This is a genomic window from Roseivivax halotolerans (genome assembly GCF_900115815.1).
Classification (GTDB): Bacteria; Pseudomonadota; Alphaproteobacteria; order Rhodobacterales; family Rhodobacteraceae; genus Roseivivax; species Roseivivax halotolerans.
Genome location: NZ_FOXV01000005.1, coordinates 199082 through 211289, shown reverse-complemented (window position 1 = coordinate 211289; position 12208 = coordinate 199082). Strand labels below are relative to the sequence as shown.

11 protein-coding genes are annotated in these 12208 nt (G+C 61.8%); 1 reads left to right on the top strand and 10 read right to left on the bottom strand.

Annotation, left to right across the window (positions count from 1 at the left end):
- Positions 1-56: 56 nt before the first annotated feature.
- The 5 genes from betB to BM171_RS09270 all read right to left on the bottom strand — a co-directional run bounded on the left by betB (position 57) and on the right by BM171_RS09270 (position 5056).
- Positions 57-1523, bottom strand: a complete 1467-nt coding sequence (betB, locus tag BM171_RS09290; protein ID WP_425438942.1) for a betaine-aldehyde dehydrogenase — start codon at positions 1521-1523, stop codon at positions 57-59.
- A 3-nt stretch (positions 1524-1526) separates the two neighbouring features.
- On the bottom strand, positions 1527-3035 hold the full coding sequence (betC, locus tag BM171_RS09285; protein WP_093010930.1) for a choline-sulfatase: 1509 nt from the start codon (positions 3033-3035) through the stop codon (positions 1527-1529).
- Positions 3036-3187: 152 nt separating this feature from the next.
- Positions 3188-3385, bottom strand: a complete 198-nt coding sequence (locus tag BM171_RS09280) for a hypothetical protein (RefSeq protein ID WP_093010927.1) — start codon at positions 3383-3385, stop codon at positions 3188-3190.
- A 129-nt stretch (positions 3386-3514) separates the two neighbouring features.
- Positions 3515-4417, bottom strand: coding sequence for a DMT family transporter (locus BM171_RS09275; RefSeq protein ID WP_245760219.1), 903 nt, complete (start codon positions 4415-4417; stop codon positions 3515-3517).
- Between the two features lie 48 nt (positions 4418-4465).
- Complete coding sequence (locus tag BM171_RS09270; RefSeq protein WP_093010921.1) at positions 4466-5056, bottom strand: LysE/ArgO family amino acid transporter; 591 nt, start codon at positions 5054-5056, stop codon at positions 4466-4468.
- A 116-nt stretch (positions 5057-5172) separates the two neighbouring features.
- Between BM171_RS09270 and BM171_RS09265 the strand changes: the two genes are divergently transcribed.
- Positions 5173-5913, top strand: a complete 741-nt coding sequence (locus BM171_RS09265; RefSeq protein ID WP_093010918.1) for a YebC/PmpR family DNA-binding transcriptional regulator — start codon at positions 5173-5175, stop codon at positions 5911-5913.
- Between the two features lie 12 nt (positions 5914-5925).
- Here the strand turns inward: BM171_RS09265 and BM171_RS09260 are convergent, their stop codons facing one another.
- The 5 genes from BM171_RS09260 to BM171_RS09240 form a co-directional block, all read right to left on the bottom strand.
- Positions 5926-7038, bottom strand: a complete 1113-nt coding sequence (locus tag BM171_RS09260; protein ID WP_093010915.1) for a PAS domain-containing protein — start codon at positions 7036-7038, stop codon at positions 5926-5928.
- A 123-nt stretch (positions 7039-7161) separates the two neighbouring features.
- On the bottom strand, positions 7162-8319 hold the full coding sequence (mltG, locus tag BM171_RS09255; RefSeq protein WP_093010912.1) for an endolytic transglycosylase MltG: 1158 nt from the start codon (positions 8317-8319) through the stop codon (positions 7162-7164).
- Between the two features lie 113 nt (positions 8320-8432).
- Positions 8433-9692 (bottom strand): beta-ketoacyl-ACP synthase II, encoded by a 1260-nt coding sequence (gene fabF / locus BM171_RS09250; protein ID WP_093010909.1) that lies wholly within the window; start codon positions 9690-9692, stop codon positions 8433-8435.
- Between the two features lie 72 nt (positions 9693-9764).
- Complete coding sequence (locus tag BM171_RS09245; RefSeq protein WP_093010906.1) at positions 9765-10562, bottom strand: glycosyl transferase; 798 nt, start codon at positions 10560-10562, stop codon at positions 9765-9767.
- A 79-nt stretch (positions 10563-10641) separates the two neighbouring features.
- A complete protein-coding gene (locus tag BM171_RS09240) occupies positions 10642-12117 on the bottom strand; it encodes a TIR domain-containing anti-phage reverse transcriptase (protein ID WP_175497521.1) in 1476 nt (491 codons plus the stop codon).
- Positions 12118-12208 lie beyond the last annotated feature (91 nt).

Below are 12208 nucleotides of genomic sequence, written 5' to 3'. Positions count from 1 at the left end.
TGGTTGTGCCCGTTCGGGCTGTGTCGAGGACGCTCGACAGAGCGGAGGAGACGCGCCTAGAACGGCGCTTCCACGCGTCCCATCCGCACGTAGACGGATTTCAGTTGCGAATAATGTTCGAGCGCGGCTTTCGCGTTCTCGCGGCCCACACCCGACATCTTCACGCCCCCGAACGGCATTTCGACCGGCGCGTCATTGTAGGAGTTGATGAAGCAGGTGCCTGCTTCCAGCTTCCCGATCACCCGGTGCGCGCGGGAAATATCCCGCGTGAAGACACCCGCGGAGAGACCGTATTCGGTGGCGTTCGCCCGCGCGATGCCCTCTTCCTCGGTCTCGAACTCGAGAACCGACAGCACGGGCCCGAAGATCTCCTCGCGCGCGATGCTCATCTCGTCGGTCACACCGTCGAAGAGCGCGGGCGTGATCCAGAAGCCGTCGCGGTCGAGGCGCTCTCCGCCAGTGACGAGCCGCGCCCCTTCGGCCACGCCTGCCTTGAGGTAGCCCTCCACGATCTCCATCTGGCGCGCGCTGACGAGCGGGCCGAAATTCGTCGCCTCGTTAAGCGGATCGCCGATCACCGCACCCTTCAGGCGCTCTTCCATGCGGGCGACGAAGCGGTCCTTCAGCCCCTTTTGCACGAAGACCCGCGTCCCGTTGGAGCAGATCTGGCCGGACGAGTAGAAATTCCCCATGATGGCGCCACCGACCGCGTCCTCGAGATCGGCGTCGTCGAAGATCAGGATCGGGGACTTGCCGCCAAGTTCCATCGTGACGTGCTTGAGGCCATCCGCCGCGGCCGCATAGACCTTTCGGCCCGTCGGCACCGACCCCGTGAGCGAGACCTTGTCGACACGGGGGTCTGTGGTCAGCCGGCCGCCAACCTCGCCCGCGCCCTGAACCACGTTGAACAGCCCCGAGGGCAGACCTGCCTCATGCAGGATCTCGGCCACCTTGAGCGCGGAGAGCGGCGTCGTCTCGGACGGCTTGAAGATCATCGCGTTGCCGCAGGCGAGCGCGGGTGCGGCTTTCCAACATGCGATCTGCGTGGGGTAGTTCCACGCGCCGATGCCAACACACAGGCCAAGCGGCTCGCGGATCGTGTAAGCCCAATCGGCGCCGAGCGGGATATGCTCTCCGGTCAGGCCCGCCGCGATGCCGCCGAAATATTCCAGCGCATCGGCACCGGACGTGGCGTCGGCGACCAGCGTTTCCTGCAAGGGTTTGCCGGTATCCTGCGTCTCCAGGATCGACAGCGGGCGATTGCGCTCGCGCATGATCTGGGCGGCACGGGTCAAAACGCGGCCGCGCTCGCGCGGGCTCATCGCCGCCCATTCGGCTTGCGCGCGACGACCGCTTTCGATCGCCTTGTCGATCACTTCATCCGTTGCCGCGTGCACGCGGCCAATGACCTCGCCCGTGGCGGGATAGATCACGTCGATCGGAATGCCGTCCGTATCTTCGAGATAGGCGCCGTCGACGAAATGGCTGGCTTGCGGCTGGGTGTCGTAGATCAGATCGTCCATGACTCATTCACCCCTTGGAAAGCGTTGATTTTCCTCGACCTCGTTAAGGTCCATGTGGTTGCGCATGTAGCGGTCGGAGGCATCGCGAAGCGGCTGGTAATCCCACGGGTAATAGCCGCCCTGCTTGAGCGCCTCGTAGACGACCCAGCGCTTGGCCTGGCTCTGTCGGACATCGGCGTCGAACTCTTCCAGATCCCAGCGCATCGCAGCCTCGCGGCGGAAGGTCTCGAGAGTGACCTCATGGGCCGGGTCCTCTGCGAGGTTCACGCGCTCATGCGGGTCAGCCTCGAGATCGAAGAGCTGTTCGGGGTCGAGCGCGCAATTGGTGTATTTCCAGCGCCCTTGGCGCAGCGCGATCAGCGGCGAATAGGACGCTTCGGCGGCGTATTCCATCACGACAGGGCTCTTGCGGCTCGCCCCCTGCCCCAAGGGCTTCAGGCTTTCGCCGGTGGTCCAGGGCATCACCTCCTGCATCGACACACCTGCAAGATCGCAAAGCGTGGGGCAGAGATCGATGGTTGATACCGGGCTTTCGACAAGGCCCGGCTGCATGTCGGGGGCCGAAACCAAGAGCGGCACACGGGCCGAGCCTTCGTAGAAGCTCATCTTGAACCACAAGCCACGCTCGCCGAGCATGTCGCCGTGATCGGAGACGAAAACGATGATCGCCTCCTGCCGCGTGCGCTCCAGCACGTCGAGGATGCCGCCGATCTTCTCGTCGAGATAGGAGATATTCGCGAAATAGGCGCGGCGCGAGCGTCGGATATCCTCGTCCGTGATCTCGAAATTGCGCCAGTCGTTGGCATCGAAGATGCGTTGCGAATGCGGATCGTGGTCCTCGTAGGCAAGCGCCGGAACTTCGGGCTGCAGATGCGCGCAATCCTCGTAGAGATCCCAGTATTTGCGCCGCGCAACGTAAGGGTCGTGCGGATGCGTGAAACTCGCGGTCAGCATCCAGGGGCGTGGATCGTGCCCGCGCGCCAGGTCGTAGAGCTTCTGTTCCGCCTCGAAGGCGACCGCATCGTCGTATTCCATCTGGTTGGAGATCTCGGCGACACCCGCGCCCGTGACCGAGCCGAGATTGTGATACCACCAGTCGATCCGTTCGCCGGGCTTGCGGTAATCGGGCGTCCAGCCGAAATCGGCCGGGTAGATGTCGGTCGTCAGGCGCTCTTCGAACCCGTGGAGCTGGTCGGGGCCGACGAAATGCATCTTACCCGAGAGGCAGGTCTGATAGCCCGCGCGGCGCAAGTGGTGCGCGTAGGTCGGAATTGAAGACGTGAACTCCGCCGCATTGTCATAGACGCCGGTATCGGAGGGCAACTGGCCCGACATGAAGGACGCCCGCCCCGGCGCGCAGAGCGGCGAGGCCGTGTAGGCGTTGCGGAACCGCGTCGACCGCTCGGCCAGCTTTCGCAGGTTCGGCGTGTGCAGCCAATCGGCGGGGCCATTGGGAAACAGGGTTCCGTTCAGTTGGTCGACCATCAGGACAAGGATGTTCGGGCGCGACATGAAACCTCTCGAGGGTGAGCATTGCACCCGAGAAGGTAAGGCGATCTGATTGACTCGTCAATCAATCATCCGAAAGCCACTGGAGGCCAGGCATGAAAAAGCCCGGACGCGCGCAGCGGCCGGGCTCTAGATCTGATTTGTCATGGTGCGTATCAGGCGTCGATATGGCCGATAACGCTCATATGGGGCAGCCGCGCTACCTCGTATCCCGCTTCGGTTGGCCGCAGGTTGTAGCCATAGCCGCGCATGCGGAAGCGCCATTCGGCATCGGAGACGACCTTGGACCGTTCCTTCAGCGCAAAGTGGCGGATTTCGTCAAAATTCTCTGTCAGTCTGTTTTCAGCAAACATGGGTGTCACTCTCCGTAGATCACAAGGGCCGGGTCTTGCTCGCCCGATGGGACCGAAATTTGCGCGCGATTGCGGCAAGACCGGGACATCGGCGTGATCATTTCTGGAAGCGAAACAGTTAAGGTTTTCCTATTGCTTTGTTGCGTGGATCGGCGGCGTTACGCCCTGCTTCTTCAGCTGCGCCTCGCGCCAGGTGATGAAACTGACCGCCGCGATGATGATCGCACCGCCCGCGATCACGAACGGATCGGGTGGCTCGGCGAAGAAGGCGGCCCCCACGATCACCGACCAGACTAGCTGCAGGAACGTGACAGGCTGGGTCACCGTCACCGGCGCCGAGGCGAAGGCCAGCGTCATCGTGTAATGCCCAGCCGTCGCGAAAAGCGCGACACAGGCGAGAACGCCAAGCTCGTAAAGATTGGGCCAGACCCAGTTGAGCATGGCGAAGGGCGCAAGTCCGATCGTGACCATCACCGACAGAAGCGCCACGACGACCGTCGCGTCGGTCTCGTCGGAGAGGATCTTCGCCACGAGGTAGCTGCACGAGAACGTCCCCGCCGTGACCAGCATCGCGAAATGACCCGGATCGAGCTCCCGGAAGCCCGGACGCAGGATGATGACCGCACCGGCCAGCGCCGCGCAGATCGCGAGGATGCGGCGCATCGCCATGCGTTCCCCAAGGAAGATCACGGCAAGGATGCTGACCCCGATCGGGTTCAGGTAATTCATCGCCGTGACCTCGGCGATCGGGATACGGGTCATCGCGAAGAACCAGCACCCGACGCCAATCGTGTGACACGCCCCGCGTAGCGTGAAGAGCCCCCACTGTCTGCGCGTGAGCCGGGTGGCGGAGAGCGAGCGCCAGAGCGGCAGCAGGAACACGAGGCCGAGAAGATAGCGCAGAAAGGCGCTTTCCGTGGCAGGAATACGCCCGCCCAGCATCTTCACCAGCGCCGTTACCATCACGAAACAGAACCCGGTGACGACCATCCACAGGATACCGCGAAGCGGGGATTGGGGTCTTTCGTCCATGCGCTGCATCAAGCGCCCCGGCGCACCGGATTGCAAGGCGGCTCGGGACTACAATAAAAGCGAAGCCGCGATTGCAAGCATGGTGCATCCGACCAAAGCATCGAGGACGCGCCAGGCGCGCGGCCGCGCAAAGATCGGCGCAAGCGCCCGAGCGCCGTATCCCAGCGCGAAAAAGAACGCGAAGGAGGCCGTGACCGCCCCCGCCCCGAAGAGGACCGGCGCACCATATTGCGCCGAGAGCGCGCCCAAAAGCACGACCGTGTCGAGATAGACGTGAGGATTGAGCCAGGTCAGCGCGAGACAGGTCAGGAGCGAGGCCTTGAGGCTCGGCGCCGATGCGCCCGCCTCGAGCGCCGCACCGCCCGCGACGGCCGAACGCAGGGCCCTCAGCCCATACCACGTCAGGAAGGCCGCGCCGCCCCAGCGCATCACCGTCTCGAGCCAGGGCAGACGCGCCGTAAGCGCGCCGAACCCCGCCACTCCGAGGCTCACCAGCAGCGCATCCGAAATCGCGCAGGTCAGCACCACGGGCAGGACGTGCTGACGCATGAGACCCTGGCGCAAAACGAAGGCGTTCTGCGCGCCGATGGCAAGGATAAGCGAGAAGCCGAGCCCGAAGCCGGCAAGGTAGGCTTGCATGGCGCGTCTGTTGGCACGCGTCCTGCGCAAGGGCAAGCGTGTCCGGCCCCTTGCCCCCTGCCCCGAACCTCCCGTATATGACACACGATTTTCAGACAGGACGTGAAGAGGCAGACATGGCCGGCCATTCAAAGTGGGCGAATATCCAGCATCGCAAGGGACGCCAGGACGCGGCCCGCTCGAAGCTGTTCTCCAAGCTCTCCAAGGAGATCACCGTCGCCGCGAAAATGGGCGATCCCGATCCCGAAAAGAACCCGCGCCTGCGTATGGCCGTGAAAGAGGCCAAGGGCCAGTCCATGCCCAAGGACAATATCGAGCGCGCGATCAAGAAGGCGACGGGCGGCGATGGCGATGCCTATGAGGAGATCCGGTACGAGGGATACGGCCCGAACGGCGTCGCGGTGATCGTCGAGGCGATGACCGACAACCGCAACCGCACAGCCTCCAACGTGCGCTCCACCTTCTCGAAGAACGGCGGCAACATGGGCGAGACGGGCTCTGTCGGCTTCATGTTCGAGCGCAAGGGGGAAGTCGTCTACGCGGCCTCCGTCGGCTCCGCCGAAGAGGTGCTGGAAGCGGCGATCATGGCCGGCGCGGAGGACGTCGAAAGCTCGGAGGAGGGGCACATCGTCTGGTGCGCCGATACCGATCTCAACGAGGTCGCGACCGCTCTTGAGGAAGCTCTTGGCGAATCCGAGACGACGCGCCTGGTCTGGAAGCCGGTCAACACGACCGAGCTGGACCTCGAGGGCATGCAATCGCTGATGAAGCTGGTCGATGCGCTCGAGGATGACGACGACGTTCAGCGAGTCACGACCAATTTCGAAGCCTCCGACGAGGTGATGGCGCAGCTCTGATCGCTGCGCCGCTCAGGTCTCGCGGGTGAAATCGAGCGACACCCGCGTGCCCTCGCCCGTGCTGTTGATGGCAAGCTCGGCATCGAGCGAGCGTGCCAGCGAGACGACGATACTGCCGCCGACGCCCGGCTGGTGATTTGCCCCGGTCGTATCGAGCTTGCCGTTATCCCCTTCCGCCTTGCGCCGCTGCTTGGCGAGCGAATCCGCGCCGTGAGGCCAGTTGCTACCCTCGGGCAGGCCGATGCCATCGTCGGTCACTTCAAGCCGCAGGCGATCCTCTCCGAGATCTTCCAGCGAGACATGGATGGAGCCGGAATCGCGCGCCTCGAAGGCGTGCTCCATCGCGTTCGTCACCAATTCAGACAGCAACAACCCGACCCGCGCCGCCTGATCGACGGACATCACGATGGGATCGCTGGTCACGCGAACCTTGACGGTCCCGCGCCCGTCGATGCCAGACAGAACCTCGCTGATCCGCTTGAGATACCCGTCGACCTGGATGCGGCTGTCCCGCTCCACGTTGACGTTGAGCTTGAAAAGCTCGTCGTAAAGGAGCGCCAGTGCCTCGATCCGGCGCGACAGCGCTTGGAAGCTGTCCGTCGTCACCTCGCGGCGTGCCTGCATGCGGATCATGCTGACCACCATCGCCAGGTGGTTCTTCACCCGGTGCTGCAATTCGCGCAGCATCGACACCGCGCTGTCGCGATGCCGGACCGTGTTCTCGGAGGCGGCGCGGGCCAAGTCGCGGTCGACCTCGCGCTGAAGTCCGAACCGCGCGATCATCGCGCCGCTCTCGTCGTGCACGGGCGAGATCAGAAGCTGGTTCATGAACGGCGTGCCGTCTGCCTTGTAGTTAAGGAGGGTCACCTCGAACTGCTCGCCCGATTTCAGACCTTCCCGCAAACGTCTTACGTCGTCTGGGTCGGTATCCTCGCCCTGCAGGAAGCGGCAATTGCGGCCCACGGCCGATTGTCGGGAATACTGCGTCGTGCGGACGAACGCGTCATTCACATAAGTGATGGGCTCATCTTCGATCCTTGGATCGGTAAGCACTATCGACAGCGGTGAAAACTTCACCGCCGTGCCCACGATGGACTCGGGGCTTTCCTGCGAAAGTCCGGTCATGCATTCCCTCGATCCAAGTTCGCACGTCCCGCGCCATGCGAAAAATAAGCTTAATTACCTGCCCCGGAGACCTAAGGCAGGAATACAGGATTTCAACAGCGGGGTTCGCGAGGCGGCTTGGGCTCAGTTCTGCTGGGCCTGCTCCGCCTCGATCTCGCGCCAGCGCGCGACGTTTTCGTTATGCTCTGCCAGCGTTTCGGCGAAGGCGTGACCGCCCGTGCCATCGGCGACGAAAAAGACGTAATCCGTCTCCGCCGGATTGAGCGCCGCCCGGAGCGACGCGCGGCCGGGATTGGCGATCGGTGTCGGCGGAAGCCCGTCGATGACATACGTGTTGTAGGGCGTCTCGGCGCGCAGTTCGGACTGGCGAATACCCCGGCCCAATACGCCTTGCCCGTTGGTGATGCCATAGATCACCGTGGGGTCCGTTTGCAGCCGCATCCCGTCGCGAAGCCGGTTCACGAAGACCGAGGCGACCTGCGGACGCTCTTCGGCGACGCCGGTTTCCTTCTCGACGATGGAGGCGAGGATGAGCGCTTCCTCGGGGCTTTCGATCGGCAGATCGTCCGCGCGATTGGCCCACTCCTCCTGCAGGATGATGTCCTGTGCCCGGCGCATCCGCTCGATGAGGCTCGCGCGGGTGTCGCCTTCGGCAACCTCGTAGCTGTCGGGCGCGAGGGAGCCTTCAGGCGGCACCTCGACCTCACCGTCAAGCACGTCGACCGATCTCAGCTCCTCGACCACCTGCCAGCTGGTCACGCCCTCGGCGAGCGCGATCCGGTAGCGGGTATCGGCGCGGCCGCGCACTTCGGTGAAGGCTTCGGGCGCGGGCTCGTCCGCGGCGGGGTCGAATTCCGCCAGCTCCACGAAACGGCCCGTCGCCGGGTCGAGCGAGCGGACTTCGACCTCGGCGGAGTTCACACCGATCCGGTACACGACCTCGGTGCCGCAGGTCGACGCCCCGCCGCGCGTGATGATGTCGGTGATCTCGCGCATGGACGCGCCTTCGGGGACAAGGAAACTGCCCGCTTTGAGATCCTGCGTCTTCTCGGAATAATCTGCGCCGAGCCGGAACAGCGTGCCCGAGCTCACCGCGCCCTGGCTGACCAGATCCTCGGAGACGCGGGACATGTTCGAGCCGCGCGGCACTTCGAGGCAGATCGGCTCAGGCAGCGGACCGGCGTTCTCGTATTCCGATTGCGCCCAGATCAGGACGCCGCCTGCCAGAAAGACGGCGACGACCAGGAAGGTCAGCGCGTTGGAGGCGATATTGCGCCACATGGGTCCGGTGCCTGCTCTTGTTTGTCGCTCGCAGCCCGCGGGGGCCGCCTGAAGTCAGTATCGCCGAGCCAGGGCGCAACGGGAAGCCCCGCCTGCCCCGGCTCGCGCGAAATTCAGCTCATCTTGCCGAAGATCACGCTCGCATTGGTGCCGCCGAAGCCGAAGGAGTTCGACAGCGCGTGGGTGATCTCGCGGTCATGCTTGGCGTTCGGCGCGAGATTGAGCTTCGTCTCGACCGCCGGCGTGTCGAGGTTGATCGTCGGTGGCGCGATCTGGTCGCGGATCGCGAGGATGGAGAAGATCGCCTCGATCGCGCCCGCCGCGCCCAGAAGATGCCCCGTCGCGGATTTGGTCGAGGACATCGTGGCCTTGCCCGCCGCATCGCCGAGCATCCGCTCGACCGCGCCAAGCTCGATCACGTCGGCCATCGTCGAGGTGCCGTGGGCGTTGATGTAGTCGATATCGGCCGGCTCGAGGCCCGCATTCTTCAGCGCCGCGCGCATGGAGCGCTCGCCGCCCTCGCCGTCCTCGGAGGGCGCGGTGATGTGGTAGGCGTCGCCCGAGAGGCCATAGCCCTTCACCTCGGCGTAGATATGCGCGCCGCGCGCAACCGCGTGTTCGTATTCCTCCAGAACGACGACGCCCGCGCCCTCGCCCATCACGAACCCGTCGCGGTCGGCATCATAGGGGCGGCTCGCCGCCTGCGGATCGTCACCGCGCTTCGTCGACAGGGCCTTGCAGGCGTTGAACCCGGCGATCCCGATCTCGGAGATCGCGGCCTCGGCCCCGCCGGCGATCATCACGTCCGCATCGCCGAACATGATGAGCCGCGAGGCGTCTCCGATGGCATGCGCGCCGGTCGAACAGGCGGTCACGGGCGCGTGGTTCGGACCCTTGAAGCCGTACTTGATCGACACGTTGCCAGAGATGAGGTTGATGAGCGCGCCCGGAATGAAGAAGGGCGAGACCCGGCGCGGGCCCTTGTCGCGGATGAGATACGCGGTCTCGGCGATGGAATTGAGCCCGCCGATGCCGGAGCCGATCATCACGCCGGTGCGGAGGCGATCCTCTTCGTCCTCGGGGGTCCAGCCGGCATCCTCGACGGCCTGCTTGGCGGCGGCCATGCCGTAGAGTATGAAATCGTCGACCTTCCGCTGCTCTTTCTTGTCGAGATAGGCGTCGGGGTCGAAGGTGCCGTCCGAGCCGTCGCCATAGGGCACTTCGCAGGCATAGGTGGTGGCAAGGTGGCTGGCATCGAACTTGGTGATCGTGCCCGCGCCCGACTTGCCGGCCAGAAGCCGCGACCAGGTTTCCTCGACGCCCGAGGCGAGCGGAGTGACAAGGCCCAGTCCGGTGACGACGACACGACGCATGAGATGCCCTTCTCGATAATTCTTTGCCCGGGTTCGGCTTTACCGCGCAGCTATTTCAGGAGCAAGGGGCGGTCAGGCCCAGTCCGGGCCGAGATCCGCCGCCGCGCGTGTGATCCAGTGATCGCGCAGCCACTCGCACGGGGCCGAGCGGCGGATGAGCGAGCCGGAATAGCCCTCCACCGCCTCGTCCATCTTGGGATGGCCGTGAAAGCAGACGACGCGGGCATCGGGGGGCAGCTCGGGCCCGCGCACCCAGTTCCTCGGGAACGGGTTGCAATCGTATTTGAAGGACACGACCCACTCTTGCGGCAGGTAGGCGAAGGCATCCTTGTCCATCGCCTTGTGGGACGTGTAGCGCTGCTCGGAGCCGCGCGCCTTCTCGACCTCGGCATAAGGGTTCGCGGCGAGATCGTCATAGAGAAAGCCGTGCCGCGCCGGATCGAACCGGAAGACGGAGCCGTGCCCGGTCGGGCGCCCTTTACGCTTCTCGGTCCAGTCATGGCGCATCGCGACCTTCTCGGGCGCAAGCTCGAAGAACGGATCGAGGTTCCCGGTGATGACCACGTCGAGATCGAAGCCGAGGACCGGCCCTTCGAGATCGGGGATCAGCCCCTCGCGGAAAAGCGAGACCTTCCGCATCGCCCCCTGCCGGTTCGCGACCGCGAGCGCGGCGTCCATCTCGGGCCGGAACGGCTCTTCGGGCAGATCGAGCGTCTCGATCTCGGGGTGCAGGCCATCCCTGTGTTCGGTCATGCAGAGGAAGCGCACGGGCGACGTGAGATGCCGCCGGACCCCCGAATAGAGCCGGTTGACATATTCGGGACCGAAGAGCGTCCCCCACTTGATGCAGATCGCTGTGACGTGGGTCATGGGGAGGGGGTGTAGCGGAGGTGGGAGGTGGGGGGAAGGGAGCGGCAAAAACTCCGCCTCCGACACCAAACACATAAATTTAACCGAGTTGCTTGTCTTGCTCAACTAGCGCGATCAAATCATCAGTAACTTCCCTGATAAAATCATCCTCTTTGCCCGAATCTTCAGGCCAAGTTTTGTAAAGAGTGTCATTTAGCGTAGGGTATCTACCATCCAGATCAAATTCTGAGAATTTAATAGGAAGAATTCGCCCCTTTCGGGAGATATTCATTGCAATCGCGGAATTTGACTCTTTATTTGTCCAACCCTTTCTCGAAAAAGTTGAACTCAAGACTGGAACAAAAAACCTTGACTTAAGCAGGCCATGATTGACACGCTCAACGATTGAGTCACCCCATTTAATAGAACTTTCATCAAAGAATACTTTGACGCCAGCACTATTCAAAGATTCATATAATGGCCTAACCTTACTCTTATCATCTGATGCGTGAGACAAAAATACATCGAACTCTTTCGTCATATCCGCCAACCTTACTATCCATTCAATATCTGAGATACCTGCCGCAACCACTTGCTGGCATAGCTTTGCAAGCACTGGATCTGATTGACCGCGCACTTGTCTAATGTATGCTAACCATCCAACAAGGTGCATGCTTATACTTTTGCTAGAGTCTCCTAGCCATAGCAGCGATGCCTCAGCCTGACCATACTTTCTTGTAGAGTATATCTTCATTCGCAGTCTTTGAATATCCGCCCTTCTTATATTCGCCTTTTCGTTTACAACAAGACCGGTCACCTCTTGGCGATTGTTTCGGCGCATAAGTCTAGTCTTTTTATCATTCACTCGAAAACCTGAATGCCTTATAATATCCTTTAGCTCCGACCCAAGCTGCACTTCCCAAGCACTATCAATTTCAATTATTTCAGAGACAATAGACTTCGGCACATACGCCTTACTGCAAGATAGTGTGATGTCGTCAGAATACCTACTATACTTCAAACGGTGAGTTCGCGCTAAGCCTGTCAGCCGCTTATCAAGAGACTTTGCTATCAAGTTTGCCAAAATAGGAGAAGTAGTCGCTCCCTGAGGGAGACCACCCTGAAACGTGCAAATCCGCGCTAGTATAGTTGCAACTCGAGGGTTAAATGAGAAAAGTGATGACATAAAAAGACCGCGGACACGCGCGAACGTAACCGACGGAAAGAAATCCAAAAGATCAATATTTAAAACCCACCTCTGGGCATGGTGATAATGTGCATTGTCAAGAAAGGATGAGCCTTTGACGAAACCCTTTACACATTCACCAGGAGAATACACAAAACTTAGAATTGGCACGAGTCTAGCCTGTGCTAGCGCTAGACCTTTTTTCGGCTTAGCGATATCCCTCTCGCCACCACTCTTTTTAGGAATCTTGAAAGTATCATAATAATGCCCATCATCAGCTCGCTGCACAACGTAAAAGAACTTCTCTGGATCAAGTCCAAGCGCGTAAGCAACGTCTTTTACAGAATGGGCAGTCTGAAGACTAAATAGAACCTCAGCTTCGGACTTCACGGTATCAGCTCGACCCTCGCTCTTTACCTTATCCACACGCATCCGGCTGAATCACACCGACCGGCCGCGCGATTATGTATAGACATTTCAA